This is a genomic window from Streptomyces chartreusis NRRL 3882, from assembly GCF_900236475.1.
Lineage (GTDB): Bacteria > Actinomycetota > Actinomycetes > Streptomycetales > Streptomycetaceae > Streptomyces > Streptomyces chartreusis_D.
Map to the genome: position 1 here is coordinate 6,308,115 of NZ_LT963352.1, position 15,245 is coordinate 6,323,359.

14 protein-coding genes are annotated in these 15,245 nt (G+C 73.4%); 5 read left to right on the forward strand and 9 right to left on the reverse strand.

Translation table 11 applies throughout. The annotated features are described in order from the left end of the window. Positions 1-51 precede the first annotated feature (51 nt). Positions 52-972, reverse strand: coding sequence for a ketopantoate reductase family protein (locus SCNRRL3882_RS28530; protein ID WP_010049108.1), 921 nt, complete (start codon positions 970-972; stop codon positions 52-54). A 102-nt stretch (positions 973-1,074) separates the two neighbouring features. Between SCNRRL3882_RS28530 and SCNRRL3882_RS28535 the strand changes: the two genes are divergently transcribed. Continuing rightward, positions 1,075-1,305, forward strand: a complete 231-nt coding sequence (locus SCNRRL3882_RS28535) for a DUF2277 domain-containing protein (protein WP_010049109.1) — start codon at positions 1,075-1,077, stop codon at positions 1,303-1,305. Between the two features lie 48 nt (positions 1,306-1,353). On the opposite strand, the gene SCNRRL3882_RS28540 is transcribed toward SCNRRL3882_RS28535, so the two are convergent. From SCNRRL3882_RS28540 to SCNRRL3882_RS28560, 5 genes are all read right to left on the reverse strand, one after another. Next, positions 1,354-1,959, reverse strand: a complete 606-nt coding sequence (locus tag SCNRRL3882_RS28540) for a DedA family protein (RefSeq protein WP_010049110.1) — start codon at positions 1,957-1,959, stop codon at positions 1,354-1,356. 285 nt (positions 1,960-2,244) lie between these two features. After that, positions 2,245-2,697 (reverse strand): DoxX family protein, encoded by a 453-nt coding sequence (locus SCNRRL3882_RS28545; RefSeq protein ID WP_010049114.1) that lies wholly within the window; start codon positions 2,695-2,697, stop codon positions 2,245-2,247. A gap of 80 nt (positions 2,698-2,777) precedes the next feature. After that, on the reverse strand, positions 2,778-4,691 hold the full coding sequence (locus tag SCNRRL3882_RS28550) for an FAD/NAD(P)-binding protein (RefSeq protein ID WP_010049116.1): 1,914 nt from the start codon (positions 4,689-4,691) through the stop codon (positions 2,778-2,780). A gap of 182 nt (positions 4,692-4,873) precedes the next feature. Continuing rightward, on the reverse strand, positions 4,874-6,511 hold the full coding sequence (locus SCNRRL3882_RS28555) for an alkaline phosphatase D family protein (protein ID WP_010049118.1): 1,638 nt from the start codon (positions 6,509-6,511) through the stop codon (positions 4,874-4,876). A gap of 82 nt (positions 6,512-6,593) precedes the next feature. Continuing rightward, positions 6,594-7,238, reverse strand: a complete 645-nt coding sequence (locus SCNRRL3882_RS28560; RefSeq protein WP_010049120.1) for an HNH endonuclease family protein — start codon at positions 7,236-7,238, stop codon at positions 6,594-6,596. A gap of 383 nt (positions 7,239-7,621) precedes the next feature. On the opposite strand from SCNRRL3882_RS28560, the gene SCNRRL3882_RS28565 reads away from it, so the two are divergent. After that, positions 7,622-8,203, forward strand: a complete 582-nt coding sequence (locus SCNRRL3882_RS28565; RefSeq protein ID WP_010049122.1) for a TMEM165/GDT1 family protein — start codon at positions 7,622-7,624, stop codon at positions 8,201-8,203. Positions 8,204-8,386: 183 nt separating this feature from the next. Further along, positions 8,387-9,046 carry an HAD family hydrolase gene (locus SCNRRL3882_RS28570; RefSeq protein ID WP_010049123.1) on the forward strand — a complete coding sequence of 220 codons (660 nt, stop codon included), beginning with the start codon at positions 8,387-8,389 and terminating at the stop codon, positions 9,044-9,046. A 67-nt stretch (positions 9,047-9,113) separates the two neighbouring features. Here SCNRRL3882_RS28570 and cpt read toward each other — a convergent pair whose 3' ends face one another. Beyond that, positions 9,114-9,644, reverse strand: coding sequence for a chloramphenicol phosphotransferase CPT (gene cpt / locus SCNRRL3882_RS28575; RefSeq protein ID WP_010049125.1), 531 nt, complete (start codon positions 9,642-9,644; stop codon positions 9,114-9,116). Between the two features lie 27 nt (positions 9,645-9,671). Then, positions 9,672-10,556 carry a peptidoglycan-binding domain-containing protein gene (locus SCNRRL3882_RS28580; RefSeq protein WP_102514877.1) on the reverse strand — a complete coding sequence of 295 codons (885 nt, stop codon included), beginning with the start codon at positions 10,554-10,556 and terminating at the stop codon, positions 9,672-9,674. A gap of 1,235 nt (positions 10,557-11,791) precedes the next feature. Here SCNRRL3882_RS28580 and SCNRRL3882_RS28585 point away from each other — a divergent pair. Then, complete coding sequence (locus tag SCNRRL3882_RS28585) at positions 11,792-13,843, forward strand: MDR family MFS transporter (RefSeq protein WP_010049127.1); 2,052 nt, start codon at positions 11,792-11,794, stop codon at positions 13,841-13,843. Positions 13,844-13,863: 20 nt separating this feature from the next. On the opposite strand, the gene SCNRRL3882_RS28590 is transcribed toward SCNRRL3882_RS28585, so the two are convergent. Next, on the reverse strand, positions 13,864-14,355 hold the full coding sequence (locus SCNRRL3882_RS28590) for a GNAT family N-acetyltransferase (RefSeq protein ID WP_010049128.1): 492 nt from the start codon (positions 14,353-14,355) through the stop codon (positions 13,864-13,866). 168 nt (positions 14,356-14,523) lie between these two features. Between SCNRRL3882_RS28590 and SCNRRL3882_RS28595 the strand changes: the two genes are divergently transcribed. Beyond that, on the forward strand, positions 14,524-15,240 hold the full coding sequence (locus tag SCNRRL3882_RS28595) for a hypothetical protein (protein WP_010049129.1): 717 nt from the start codon (positions 14,524-14,526) through the stop codon (positions 15,238-15,240). Positions 15,241-15,245: the final 5 nt, after the last annotated feature.

Genomic DNA, 15,245 nt, shown 5'->3' on the forward strand with positions numbered 1-15,245 from the left:
GACAAGATGACTGCTCGTGGTCGTGATCGGCGTTCGCGGCCCCACGCCGGATCAGCGTCTCCGCGAGGCCTCCGCGCCCGGGCCGGCGGCCAGCTCGCGCACCACCCGGGCCGTCACCGGAGCCGGTATGCCGTGCCGCTCGGCCGCGCGGAGCAACGCGCCGCCGATGGCGTCCCGTTCGAGCGGCCGACCCGCCTCGGCGTCGCGCTGCATCGAGGACTTCATCGACGGCGGGAAGGCGTCGTAGCGGTCGAGGGCCTGCGCCGGGTCCGCCGGGCCGCCGCACGCGCGGCTGATCGCGGCCGTCTCCTCGACCAGTGCGATCAGTTCGTCGCGGTGACGGGTGCGGACGTCTCCGAGGGGGACGCCGTGGCGGGTGGTCAGCAGGGCCATCGGGGCCAGGAACGACATCTTCGCCCACAGGGCCGCCGTCTCGTCGTCCTGGACCCGGGTGGCCGGGCCGGCGGCGGTCAGGGCCTCGGCGAGGGTGTCGAGGCGGTTCCGGGGCACCGCCGTGCCGGTCAGGTCGATCTCCGCGAAGGGGCTGCCGTGCTCGATGACGCCCGGGGCGACGCGGGTGGACTCGACACGGATGACGGCGGGGGCGACGCGGTCGGGGCGGTAGCGGGCGCGCAGGGTCGCCGGGTGTTCGACGCCGTTCAGGAACGGCACGAGGAGTCCGTCGGCCAGTGCGGGCGCGGGGACGCGTGCCAGGGCGGCGTCGAGGGAGGTGTGTTTGACGGCCACCAGGCAGGCGTCGACAGGTTCGCGCACGTGCGTGTCAGCCTCGACACGGGTCGTGAAGTCGCCGAAGTGTGCGCTGCGGATCCGGAGGCCGTCCGTGCGCAGGACGCGGGCCGTTTCCTCGCCGGACAGGCAGATCACTCGGTGGCCGGCGCGGGAGAGCAGCGCGGCGAGCAGACCGCCCACGCCACCGGGGCCCAGGACGGCCACTGTGAGTTCGTTCCCCATGTCGGGTTCCTCTCTTCGGTCGGCCCCACGGTGGTGGCCGCCTCGCGGAGATCATGGCAGTCGTCGCTGTCGTACGGAGGCCGAAAGGGCGAGACTGGGGGCATGTGCCGGAGTATCAAGACCCTGCGTCCGCCCGCCATGCCCGAAGAGGCCACGGAAGCGGACATTCGGGCTGCCGCGTTGCAGTACGTGCGGAAGGTTTCGGGTTTCCGTGCCCCCGCCGCTCACAACCAGGAGGTGTTCGACCGCGCCGTGGAGGCCGTCGCGCAGGCCACGGCCGAGTTGCTGGACGGGCTGGAGATCCGTGGCGCCCGGGCCCAGCGGGCCGGCTAGCGTGGGGTGACGGCCGGCCCCGTCCAGGGCCCCTCCGACGCCCCGGCCCTACGACACCCCCGACGCCCGCGGCTCCCTGCGCATCAGGTACGCCGCCCCTGCCCCCGCCCCGAACAGCGCCCCCACCGACACCGCCGTCCCCAGCCAGCTCGCGCCCAGCCAGTGGGCGCCGAAGTAGCCGAGGGCGACGCTGTACACGGCCCAGGTGAGACCCGCCAGGGCCGACCAGGGGAGGAAGTCGCGGGCGCGGCGGTGGGCGGCGCCCGCGCCGAGGGAGACGACCGAGCGGCCGGCGGGCGCGAAGCGGGCGAGGACGACGAGGGCGCCGCCGCCCCGTGCGAGGGCCGCGCCGAGACGTTCCTGCGCGGTGGTCAGGCGCCGGGATCGGGAGATCGCCCGGTCCAGCCGGTCGCCGCCGCGCCAGGCGAGGCGGTAGGCGGCCAGGTCGCCCAGGACGGAGGCGGTGGCCGCGCAGAGGGTCAGCACCAGGATGTCGGGCACGTCGGCCGCCGAACCCGCGGCCGCCGCCGTCGCCGCCGTGATCACCAGGACGCCGCTGGGCAGCACCGGCAGGAACACGTCGAGCAGCACGGACAGGGTCACCACGGCGTAGATCCACGGGCTGCCGAACAGCGACCCCACATGCTCCAGCACCGCAACTCCCCGTTGGTCCCCCGTGGGCCAGACCGTGCCGCGGTGGCGCGGCGGAGCGGCAGGAGTGGCCGATGACAGCCATAGAGCGTACGCCTGGGGTGTGACGGGCGTTTCACGGGGGGCTCGTACGTTCGGTACCGACTGTTCACCTCGTCCCGAGTCGTCACCCGCGCGGAGCGCCCCGCCCTGCTTGCACCGGAACCCCGCCCGCCCCGCACACCGGAGCGGCGCCTCCCCGCACACGCGGGAAGGCGCCGCTCCGCGGAGCGCTGTCCGGGCCGCGGCTCAGGCCGCCACCGGCGTCTGGTCCGTGGCCCGCCGGCCCTGCGTCGATGTGCGCTTGGCCAGCAGCCGGTCCACGCCGAACGCGCCGGAACCCGTGAACACCAGCAGGAACATGGACCAGCAGTACATGGCCGCGCCCTCGCCGTGGTTCTCGATCGGCCACAGGCCCTGCGGCTGGTGGACCTTGAAGTACGCGTACGCCATCGCGCCGGAGGCGATGAACGCCGCCGCGCGGGTGCCCAGGCCCAGCAGCACTAACGTGCCGCCGACGAGTTCGATGACGGCCGCGTACCAGTTCGGCCAGGCGCCGGTCGCCGCGGTGGCGCCCTTGCCGTCCACACCTCCGAGGACACCGAAGAGCGCGACGGCGCCGTGGCAGGCGAAGAGCAGGCCGATGACGATCCGGAACAGTCCGAGCGCGTACGGCTGCGCGTCGTTGAGACGTGCGGTCATGTGGGGGTCTCCTTCGGTCGGCCGGCCTGGGGAGGGCCGGTCGGGGGACAGAACCGATGAGTAACCCACGTTAGGTGTGACTAATTAATGCTTGCAAGTTCAACATTTGGCCACTGGTTCACCTCTGACGGGAGCTCAGTTTCCGTCGCAGCCGCACGTAGGGCCGCTCTCGCCACCGCGTCCGCATCCGAAAGCGTGACCGAATCCACACCCGGACGAGCCCCCGCCGCCGTCACCCAGTGCACGCCCTCCGTCGGCACCCCGAAGGCGAACCGCCTGGCGTGCGGGACTCCTTGACGGTCTATCAGATGATAAGGGCGTGGTGTCACATCCAACCCGCCTGTCTCGTAACCGTCGACGGTGTGCGGACGGCACTGCCCCGTCCGCAGCAGACCCTGAAGGAGTCCGTCGGCCGATTTCCGCAGGTCGGGCTCCGGCAGACGGGCCTCTATGAGGGTTCTCACACGGACGGCCGAACCCGGCACGTCGGGTGAGTGCGCCGCCCAGGCTCCGTCCGCCTCCGTCACCTTCAGGCGCGGCCCGAGCACGCGCACCACGCCCGCCTCCACCAGGGCCGCCAGTTCCTCGATGCGGCGCCGGGGCGGGCCGATGGACAGGAAGGCGTTGAGCGGGGTGTACCAGCGGTCCAGGTGGTCCCGGCGGGAGGTGCCGGCGAGGCCGCCGTGGTCGACGATCAGCCGGAGTTCGTTGCGCAGGTCGCGCAGCACGTCCAGGGCCGCTTTCAACGGGCCGCGCACATTGCCCAGGGCGGCCTGCGCGGCATCCTCGCGCAGGTACGACAGCAGCCAGTCACGCCACTCGCCGGGGTGCGCGAAGTCCCGTCCCGCGTACGGCCGGGAGATCCGCTCCCAGCACCAGCGGTCGGCGTCCTCGATGCCGAACTCGCCCAGCAGCACGGCCTCTTCGGGATCGCCGTGCGGCACGGACAGGAAGTGATCGGTGAACTCCTGGCACTGTCGCCCCGAGGCCCCGGCCCCGCGGAGCAGCGCTGTGCAGTACACCGTCTCCACCTCCTTGGCGACCAGCGGCCATATCTCCGTCAGGAAGTCGGGCGCCTCCCCGGAGTCGGCGCGCTTGCGGAAGCCCGCGATCACGTCCGGTGTGAGGACCAGCGGGACGTGCCGGCCGTACGCCCCCTTCGCGTTGTCGCCGCGGGCCTGGTAGGGGATGCCGCGCCGCGAGCCGGCGTACAGCCGCGGTTCACGGCCGGAGGGGAGGTAGCGCAGGCCCTGGGCGTCCCGTACGAAACGGCCGCCGCGGCCGGTCGTCAGCAGGGCCGTGTGGTCGAAGAAGTTGAGGCCGAGGCCGCGCAGCAGGACGGGCTCGCCGGGCGGTACGCAGGACAGGTCCACGTCGGCCGGGTTGGCGGGCGGGACGTGGCGCAGGCCGTGGTGTGCGGCGTGCGCCGCCAGGCGCCGCTGGACCGGGTCCGCGGTCGTCGGCAGGTGCCCCTGGGCCAGGACCACGGCGGACAGGCCCGTCAGGGTGCGGCCGTCGTCGAGGGTGAGGGCCTGGTGGCCGCCGGCGGTGTCGTCGAGCCGTACCGCGCGTGCCCGGTGCGTCTCGACGCGTACGGTCGCCGGCGCGTTCCGTACGACCCGTGCGAACACCCACTCCAGGTAACGGCCGTACTCCGCCCGGGTCGGGTATTCGTCCGGGCCGAGCGTGCCGCGCGCCCACTCGTACAGGCTCGGGCCCGGGCGGATCGGGCCCGAGCAGTCCACGCTGTCGTCGGTGAACAGGGTCACCTGGCAGGCCACGGTGTTCATCAGCAGTTCCGGCGACTGGTCGGTACGCCAGACGCGGCCGGGGCCCGGCGGGTCCGGGTCGATCACGTGGACCGTCAGCCGGGCTCCGGGTGGGAGGAGCTCCGGGGCGGAGGCGCAGAGGCGTTCCAGGACGCTGGTACCGCGCGGCCCGGCGCCGACCAGGGCGACGGAGAACGGTGCGGATACCTCGGTCGGCGCAGGCAAGGGTGGGACTCCCGGGCGTGTGGGGCGCGTTCGGTGGTCCGTCGGTGAGGAAGCGGACGGTCCGCCTCATCATGCCGTCGCCGGGAGTGGGAACCGAGGCCCGTGGCCAAGGATTGACCTCGCTGTGGGACGCGTCACGAGCATCACGGCCACAGCGGCAACAAACGGGCGGAACGGGGCGGTTACGGGGCAAGCTCCGAGTCCAGGAGCGTCGTCAGGCGCGGGCCCTTTCCCTCCCGCGTCCGTGCCTGCTCCAGTCGCAGCCGCGCCGAACGGCCGCGCAGGGTGAGTGTCATGAGCTGGTTGCCGAACCAGGGGCCGCCCGTCTTGCGCCAGCCGACCGGCGGCCGGGGGAGGCGCCCGTGCCGGGCGAGGCCGCGGCCCAGCCCGCGCGCCACCGCGCTCCAGCCGATGCGGAAGGCCAGCCGGATCGACGTGGGGACGGAGTTGTGGACGGGCGAGCAGACGAGCTGCACCACCCGGGCGTCCGGGCCCTGCCCGGGCCACGAGGGCTCGGCGATGTAGGCGTGGTGCACGTCCCCGGACAGCACGCACACCGTCGCCGGGGCGTCCCGCCCCGAGCCGGCCTCGGCGATCAGCTCCGCCAGCCCGGCGAACGACTCCGGGAACGCCGACCAGTGCTCCAGGTCGGCGGCCCGGCGCAGCTTCTCCCCGAACCGGGCCCAGCGCTTGCCCCGTTCGCCCCGGCACAGCGCCGCGTTCCAGCCCTCGGCGTCGTGCACCAGATGCGGCAGCAGCCAGGGCAGCGAGGTGCCGAGGAGGAGATGGTCGTACGACCCGGGGGTGTCCCGCACCTGCTCGCGCAGCCAGGCCTCCTCGCCCGGGTCGAGCATCGCGCGGCTGTCCTCGGCGAGGACCCGGGCCGCCCGGCTGTCGACCATCAGCAGGCGGACGCGCCCGAAGTCGCGCCGGTAGCTCCAGCGGGCCGTGGCAGGGTCGGCGTCGGCCCGGGCGGCGAAGGCGCGCAGCACGTCGGTGCCGTCGGGGACCTTGCGGACGCCCTCGTACACCGGGTCGGCCGACAGCTCCTCGCACGAGAGGTTCCCCAGGTGCTGGTGGACCCAGTACGACATCAGGCCGCTCAGCAGCCGCTCCCGCCACCAGTCGGTGGCCCGCATGTCGGCGAGCCAGGCGGCGGAGGTGTTCCAGTCGTCGACGACGTCGTGGTCGTCGAAGATCATGTAACTGGGCACGGTGGACAGCAGCCAGCGGATGCGGGGGTCGAGCCACGACTCGTAGTAGAGGTGCGTGTATTCCTCGTAGTCCGCGACCCCGTTGCCCGGCGGGTCGTTCAGGTCGCGGCGGGCCGCCAGCCAGCGCTGCGTCGTCTCGGAGGTCTCGTCGGCGTACACCTGGTCGCCGAGCAGCAGCAGGACGTCGGGGCGCTCGCCCTCCGGGTCGGCCACGAGACGGGTGGCCAGCGCGTCCAGGGCGTCCGGGCCCACGGGGTCGTGCCCGCCGGCCGGGGGCGCGGCCCAGCGGCAGGAGCCGAAGGCGACGCGGAGGCCGCCCTCGCCGCCCGGCGCGTGGATCGCCGAGGGCGGGAAGGGGGAATCGGGCAGCGGCCACACGCGGGTGCCGTCGAGGAAGACCTCGTACGCCGTGGTCGTACCGGCCGTGAGGCCGGTCACCGGGATCAGCGCGTAGTGGTGGCCCGCGATCTGGAAGGTCGGGGCCGTGCCGCCGGCGCCGTCGGCGCAGCGCACCGCGGCCGTGCACGGGCGGCTCGTCTCGACCCACACGGTCGCGGACGCGCCGTCGGTGTATCTCAGCAGCGGTCCGAGCCGCAGTCCGGCCATCGCCGATCACCTCTCTCCGTCGCCCCGTACGGTACGGAACGACGGAGGTCAGCGGGGAGGTCCCGGCGCGAAATCGCGCGTGTCAGCAGTTCGCGAGGTAATTCTGGAGCGCGGACTTCTCGGCCGAGTCGACCGAGAGGCCGTAGTAGTACTTCACCTGGACCCAGGCGCGCACGTAGGTGCAGCGGTACGCCGTCCGGGAGGGCATCCAGGTGGCCGGGTCCTGGTCGCCCTTGGCCTGGTTGACGTTGTCGGTGACCGCGATGAGCTGCGGGCGGGTCAGGTCGTTGGCGAAGGACTGGCGGCGGGAGGTCGTCCAGGAGTCGGCGCCGGAGTCCCAGGCCTCGGCCAGCGGGACCAGGTGGTCGATGTCGACGTCGGAGGCGGCGGACCAGGTGGCGCCGTCGTAGGGCGAGTACCAGCTGCCGCTGGTGGCGGCGCAGGAGGAGTCCTGCTGGACGTTGGTGCCGTCGCGCTTGAGGACGACCTCGCGGGTGTTGCAGGTGCCGGACTGGGTGATCCAGTGCGGGAAGAGGTCGCGGTTGTAGCCGGTGCGGTCCTCGGTGGCCACGGTGAGCGTGGCGAGGTAGGAGCGGGCGGTGGCGCCGCTGACGGGGGTGGGCAGGGCGGCGGAGGCGGCCGGGCCGTTGAGCAGGCCGACCGAGGCTATGAGACCGGTGAGGCCCGCGAGTATGCTGAGCCGTCGACGCGCGTAGAACTTCGGCATGCGAACTCCCTTGTGGGGTGGGGGCGTTGGGCTGCGAGCGAGGGAATGCTCGTCGCGCCGTGTTGCGGGGAGGTGTGCGCCCGGTGAGAAGTTAGTGACGCGTCCATGACATGACAAGACGTGGGAAGTTTTCTCTCCGGGGCCGTCGCGTACCATGGACGGCGCAGAAGGGGAGTAGCTCTTCGCCGGACCGTCGACACACTGCTCAGCTCGCCTGAGCCGGCGCCCGGAGGCAGGTCCTTTCACGGACCCGCCAGCGAGACCTTCGGCAAGCAGTGCACGCCCGTGCCCCACGGCACGGGTGCCGAGTGTGCTGCCGTGCCGAGGTGTCGTGTGTGGATCCAGCACTCTCGGTGGGGCAGCCCCGACCGATTGAGGAACCCTTGATCAGCCTGACCGTGACGGCCGTCGTCTTCGGCGTCGTCTTCCTCGCCGAACTGCCGGACAAGACCGCCCTGGCCGGCCTCGTCCTCGGCACCCGCTATCGCGCCTCCTACGTCTTCGCCGGTGTCGCCGCCGCCTTCGCGCTGCACGTCGCGCTCGCCGTCGCCGCCGGCAGTGTGCTGACGCTGCTGCCGCAGCAGCTCGTGCACGCGCTCACGGGTGTGCTCTTCCTGGGCGGGGCCGCGATGCTGCTGCTGAAGAAGGACGAGGACGAGGCGGAGGTCCGCAAGCCGGAGAACCAGTCCTTCTGGAAGGTCTCGGGCGCGGGTTTCATGCTCATCCTGGTCGCCGAGTTCGGCGATCTCACGCAGATCATGACGGCGAACCTGGCCGCCCGCTACGACGACCCGCTCTCCGTCGGCCTGGGCGCGGTGCTCGCGCTGTGGGCGGTGGCCGGGATCGGCATCGTCGGCGGAAAGGCGCTGATGAAGAAGGTGCCGCTGCGGCTGATCACGCAGATCGCGGCGCTGGTGATGCTGGCTCTCGGGGTGTGGAGCCTGTGGGAGGCCGTGACCGGGTGAGCCGGGGCGAGCTGAACGACGGGTGAACGTCTGCGGGAGGCCCTGGCCGATCCGGCGATTGTTTTGTACCGTGGAGAAACAAAGTGGCTCCCGCCCGTTTTCCCTGACCGGCGGGCGGGGCCGCCTTGTCCCTCCCGGGGGCTGCCGTGCGCCCTCGTCCTGCCCTGAGCCTTGGAGCTGCCGATGACGGCCACCGCCGTGCTCACCGCCCGCGCCCTCCTGCTGGACATGGACGGCACCCTCGTCAACTCCGACGCCTCGGTCGAACGCGTCTGGCGGCGCTGGTCCGAGCGGCACGGGCTGGACCCGGACGAGGTCATGAAGGTCGTCCACGGACGGCAGGGGTACGCGTCGATGGCGCTGCTGCTGCCCGGCCGGCCGATGGAGCAGAACCACGCGGACAACGCCCGGATGCTCGCCGAGGAGACGGCCGACACCGAGGGTGTCGTGCCGATCCCCGGGGCGCCGGAGTTCCTCGCCGCGCTGCGGGGACTGCCGCACGCGCTCGTGACCTCCGCCGACGTTCCGCTGTCGACGGCGCGGATGGCCGCGGCCGGGCTGGATCTGCCGGAGGTGCGGGTGACGGCGGAGTGCGTCGGGGCGAGCAAGCCCGACCCGGAGGGCTTTCTGAAGGGTGCCGCCGAGCTGGGTGTGGCCCCTGAGGACTGCGTGGTGTTCGAGGACTCCGGGGCCGGGATCGCGGCGGGGCGCTCCGCCGGGATGACGGTGGTGGGGGTCGGGTCCCGGGCCGCGTTCCACGAGCCGGACGTGGTGGTGGACGACCTCACGCGGGTGCGCGTGGAGGCCGTGGCCGACGGGACGATCCGTCTGCACATCGGGTGAGGGGTTCGCGTCGGGTGAGGAACGCGCGGCGGGTGACGAACGCTCGGGGGTGTTGCCGTCCGGTCGGTCAGACGTGGGCGGCGATGGTGCGCGCGCACGCCAGGGACTCGGTGTGTGTGGTGTCCACCTCCAGGTCGTAGCGCACGCCCTCGTGCACGACGTGGGCCTGTGACGCGGCCATGCCCCGGACCCGGTCGCCCCGGGCGATCTCACGCCCCTCGGCGACCGCGCTGTCGCACCTGATGCCGACCCACAGCACGTCGAGGCCGGCCAGGGCCTTCTCCCAGCGCTGCCGGGAGTGCGGTCCGCCGAGGAAGACGTCGTCGACGATGATCCTGGCGCCGGCGCGGGCCATCGCGGCGATGCCCTCGGTCCAGGCCGCGTCCAGTGCGCGGAACTCCGGACCCACGCTCACCCCGCCGTCCGCCGTGAAGGTGATCCCTTCCTCCGAGCCCCGCATCCTCGCGGGCAGCGCCTCGACGAACGAATCGACACCGAAGGCCAGCCACGGGTTCGGCAGCACCTCTTGCAGGCACCGTACGATCCCGGACTTGCCCGAGCTGGAACCGCCGTTGAGAACGATCACCTGAGTGGTCACGGCGTCACAGTAGGGCGGTCGGGCCGGTCACGGCTTCTTGGTTTCCGACTCCAGCTTCGCCCGCGTCTCCCGGTCGTAGACGCCGAGGTCGTCGGTCTGGATGCCGCGTGACCACTGGTAGTTGCGGACGGCCTCCTCGAGCCGGCTGTCGTAGTCGCCGTCGGGGTCCTCGCCGTAGAGGTACAACTGGCGCAGCCGGAGCTGGAGTTCGGTGACCTCCGGGCCGCGGTCGCCGAGGCGCAGGACGGTGGGGCCGCCGTTCTGCCGGGAGTTGTCCGGGGGCGGGTTCGCGGGGCCGGTGGCGGAGGCGGACGTCCGGGGCGCCGACGGGGTGGCCGACTGCGACGGGCTCGGCGAGGCGCTCGGCGTGGACGGCGACGGGGAGGCCGACGGGCTCCCGGTCGCCGACGGCGACGGCGGCGGTGCCGCGGGGGCCGGCGGCGTGGCCTGCGCGCTCCCCGCCGGGGGTGTGGACGCCGCGCTGCTCGACGGGGCGTCCGGCACGCTCGCCCGGAGGTCGTCCGGCAGCGCGGTGTCCCGGGACGGTGCCTCGTAGGAGAACAGCCCGCTCGCGTACCCGGCCGCGGCCACGACGGCGACACAGGCCCCGGCGGCCACGCCGAGCAGCGCGCCGCGCCGCCGACGCCTGGGCCTCGACCCGGCCTCGTCCGGTTCCCGCCCACCCCGGTCCGGCCCCCCGATGCCGTCGAAAAGCCGCAGGTCGGTGACGCTGGGCTCGGTCGTGGCGGGGGCCGGAGGGGTCGAGAGCGGCGCGGTGCCCGGCGAGGCCGGGAAGGCCGGCAGCACGGTGGTCGCGTCGAGGTCGGCCGGGCGCAGGGGCATGGTCGTGTCGGCGGGGGAGGGCGGTGGCGCGGCGCCTTCGGCGGGCGGCGTCTGCCCAGGGGGCGTCATGGACCGTCGCGGGGCGCGCTCGGCTGCCCGTGCGGCGCCGTCGGTGCGCGGGGGCTCCGCGGGGTGGGGCAGGGGCGGCTGCGGGGCGTCGCCGGCCGCCGGCCCGAGGTGCTGTCGCGGAGTGCCTTCGGTCGCCCGCGCGGGGACCTGGGCGTGTGGGTCCGCTGTGGGCGAGGGCCGGCCGTCTGCGTCCGTCTGCCGTGGGGTTTCCTCGGTCGCCCGGACGGGCCGTACGGGGTCCGCGGCCGTCGGGCGGGAGGACCTGGCCGGGCCGTCCGCGCGGATTCGTCGCGAGGCGTCCGCCCGGGCGGGGCCGCCGGTGTGGTGGGCCTGGGCGTCCGCCGGGGACGGCTGTGCGGGGCCGGCGGTGCGCTGGGGCTCCGCGGGGTGGGGCAGGGGCGGTCGCGGGGCGCCTTGGGTGGTTGGTGTGGCGGTTTTGGTGGGTGAGGTTTCTGGTGGGACTCCTGGGGTGCCCTGCGCGGGCGACAGGGTGGGGGCGTCCGCCGGGGACGGCTGTGCGGGGCCGGCGGTGCGCTGGGGCTCCGCGGGGTGGGGCAGGGGCGGTCGCGGGGTGTCGGTCGGTCGCCCGGGGGTTCGCAGCGGGGCGTCGTCTTCGGTTGCCGGCGTGGGGGTTTCGGTGCGTGCGCGCGGGACTTCTGCGGTGCCCTGCGCGGGCGAAGCCTCGGCGTGTGGAGGCGGGGCGGGGGCGTCCGCCGGGGACGGCTGTGCGGGGCCGGCGGTGCCCGAGGGCCCCGTAGGGCGGGCCTGGGGACGACGGGGGGTTTGCCCGGGGGGCTCGGTGTGTAAGGGCTCCGCGGGTGAGGGCGTGGGCGCGGCCTCCGCAGAGCGGTGTCGCGGGGTGCTCTCGTCCGCGCGGGACTGGGTGGGTGTTCCCGGCGTGAGTTCGACGTACGGGCGGATGCGGAGCGGGTCGAAGTCCTCCGCTGCTGCCGCCTCGGTCGTGCGGGCGTTGCGGAGGGCCTCTGCGACGCGGTGAGTGCAGGTGCAGGACGGGGTGTTGTCCGGCTGTCTGGGCGTGCCGCACTCCGGGCACGGGTGGCCGTTCGGCTGTTCCACGCGTTCCTCCCTCCCCTCGCGAACTCCAGAGATTATCCAGATCTTCTCCACAGTGCCGACGGCCAGCTCGCGGAATGAATGCTTCCAAAAGGACTCGGCGGGCCATACCGCGTCACACCGGTCACGATGGAAAATGTCACAGGACCTCGGGAGGTCTCATGGCCGGACATGCGCACGCCACGCAGGCGCCGGACCAGGGCGCCGCCGTCCAGGAGCAGGTGCCCGGGAACGTCCTGGTCTCCATCGGCGCCCTGCTCCTCGGGATGCTGCTCGCCGCCCTGGACCAGACCATCGTGTCGACCGCGCTGCCCACCATCGTCAGCGACCTCGGCGGCATGGACCACCTGTCCTGGGTGGTCACCGCCTACCTGCTGGCCGCGACCGCCGCGACCCCGCTGTGGGGCAAACTCGGCGACCAGTACGGCCGTAAACGGCTGTTCCAGACGGCGATCGTGATCTTCCTGGTCGGCTCCGCGCTGTGCGGCACGGCGCAGGACATGACCCAGCTCATCGTCTTCCGGGCCGTGCAGGGGCTCGGCGGCGGCGGGCTGATGGTGTTGTCGATGGCCATCGTCGGCGATCTCGTCCCACCGCGTGAACGCGGGCGCTACCAGGGGCTGTTCGGTGCCGTGTTCGGGGCGACCAGTGTGCTCGGGCCACTGCTCGGCGGGCTGTTCACCCAGCATGCGAGCTGGCGTTGGGTGTTCTACGTCAACCTGCCCGTCGGACTCGTGGCGCTCGCCGTGATCGCGGCCGTGCTGCACATCCCGCGCCGGACGCGGCGGCATGTCATCGACTACCTCGGCACGTTCCTCATCGCGGCCGTCGCCACCTGCCTGGTGCTCGTCGCCTCGCTCGGGGGTACGACCTGGGGGTGGGGATCCGCCCAGATCGTCGCGCTCGCGGTGCTGGGCGTCGTCCTCGCCGTCGCCTTCGTGGCCGTCGAGCGGCGGGCCGCCGAACCCGTCCTGCCGCTGAAGCTCTTCGGAATCCGCACCTTCACGCTCGCCGCCGTGATCAGCTTCGTCGTCGGCTTCGCCATGTTCGGCGCGATGACCTACCTGCCGACGTTCCTCCAGGTCGTGCAGGGCATCAGCCCGACCATGTCCGGTGTGCACATGCTGCCGATGGTGCTGGGGCTGCTGCTGGCCTCGACGGCCTCCGGGCAGATCGTCAGCCGGACCGGCCGCTGGAAGGTGTTCCCGGTCGCCGGCACCGGCGTGACCACCCTCGGGCTGCTCCTGCTCCACCAGCTCGACGAGCGCAGCTCCACCGCCGAGCTGAGCGGCTTCTTCTTCGTCTTCGGACTCGGCCTCGGCCTGGTGATGCAGGTCCTCGTGCTCATCGTGCAGAACGCCGTCCCGTACGAGGATCTGGGCGTCGCCACCTCCGGCGCCACCTTCTTCCGCTCCATCGGAGCCTCGTTCGGCGTGGCCGTCTTCGGCACGATCTCCGCGAACCGGCTCGGCGACCAGCTCACGGACGCCTTCCGCGGAGCCCCGCTGCCCCCCGGCGTCTCCGTGGGTGCGCTGGAGGCCGACCCGCGCGGCATCGCCGCCCTGCCGCCCGGCCTGCGCCCGCCGGCCCTGCACGCGTACTCCGTGTCCATCACGGACGTCTTCCTGTACGCCGCCCCCGTCGCGCTCCTCGGCTTCGTGCTGGCCTGGTTCCTGAAGGAGGACCGGCTGCGCGGCTCGGTCACCGCGCCCGACGTCACGGAGACCCTGGCCAGCAACCCCGTCGAGCGGTCCTCGTACGACGAGGTGTGCCGTGCGCTGTCGGTGCTCGGCACCCGCGCGGGGCGGCGCGAGATCTACCGGAAGATCACCGACCGGGCGGGCTACGACCTGCTGCCCGCGGCGAGCTGGCTGCTGCTGCGGATCAGGCGGTACGGCTCGGTGGAGCCGGCCGTGCTGGCCGAGCGGATGCCCGTGCCGCTGACCGTGATCATGGAGGCTGTACGGCAGGTCGAGGAGCGGAGGCTCGCCGTGCGCACGGGCCTCGACATGGTGCTGACCGACCAGGGACGCGAGGTCGCCGAACGGCTGGCCCAGGCCCGTGAGGCGTCCCTCGCCGAGCTGCTCGGCGACTGGTGGGGACCGGACCGGCCGACCGATCTGGTGCACCTCGTGCGGGAGTTGAACGGCGAACTGTGCGGCTCGCGGCGGGAGCGGCCGTATGCCGAGCGGCCGGTGGAGCGGATGGGCTGAAAGCGGGGGGCCTCGGTGCGTCAGGTGAGGTGCTTGGCGAACCAGTGCTCGGCGTACTTGTCGTCGTTGTGCGGTGCGGTCTCCTCGTAGCCGAGCCGGGTGTAGAGGGCGCGGGCCTCGACGAGGTCGCCTCGGGTGTCGAGGACCATCCGCCGGGCGCCGAGCCCGCGAGCGGTGTCCTCGGCGGCCCGGACGAGCAGCGCGGCACCGCCCTTGCCGCGCATCGGCTCGTGCAGGAAGACCCGTGTGAGCTCGGCGGTCGTGTCGTCCAGCAGCCGTACGCCCGCCGTGCCGGCCGGCTCGCCGCCGTAGCGGGCGACCAGCAACTGGCCGCCCGGTGGGGCGAGATCGGCGCCCGGCTGCTCGGCGATCTCCCGCTCCAGCTCGTCCGGGTCGGTCCGGCGCCCCTCGTGCAGCAGGTACCAGCGGTCGCTGACCTCGGTGTAGTACGCCCGCCACAGGGCGGCGGCGACGGGGGAGTCGTACGGTTCCGGGGCCACGGTCCAGGTCATGACCGGCATTCTCGGCGGATGCCGTGGCGGGGCCGCAACCGAATAACCCGGGGACCGTCCGCGCCCGGGGGCGGCCCGGCCGCCGTTTGGGGGCCTGCTTTGGGGCTACCCGGTCGGCGAACCGGCTCGCGAGGAGAGCCGGTTGGGCCGAGAACCCGGAAGGCATTCATGTCCACTGGCCTGATCATTGCTCTGATCGTGATCGCGGCGGTCGTCGTCATCATCGCGGCCGCCATGACCCTGCGCGCCCGCGGGCCTCGGCGCGGCCCGAGCCTGAAGCGGCGCTTCGGACCCGAGTACGACCTGGCCGTCGCCCGGCACGACGGCGACGCCAAGGCCGCCGAGCGCGAGCTGGCCGAGCGCCTGGAGCGCCACGGCGAGCTGCGCGAACGTGCGCTGGAGCCGGCGCAGCGCGAGCAGTACGAGGCGCGCTGGACGGCCGCTCAGGAGCGGTTCGTCGACTCGCCGCGGGAGGCGGTCGCCGAGGCGGACCGGCTGCTCGCGGAGCTCGCCGGTGCCCGGGGCTTCCCGGACGGCGGGCAGTACGAGGAGCAGCTCGCCGCGCTGTCCGTGCACCACGCCCACCACGTGGACGGCTACCGGCGCGTACACCGCGCGGCGCACCTGCGCGCGGACGACGCCCGGGACGGCGGCACCGGTACGGAAGACATGCGTGAGGCCATGGTGGCGGCCCGCGCCCTGTTCGAGGAGCTGGTGCGGCCGGCCCGCCACGACGGCGGGGGCCACGCCGCCGGCCCGCACCTGGGCGGACGCCATGAGGGCGGACGGCACAAGGCCGGGCTGAACGGCGGCCGCAAGGCTCCGGCCGCCCGTGGCGGACACACGCCGTGGGCGCTGCACCGACGTCAGGCGAAGGAGAGTTGAGATTC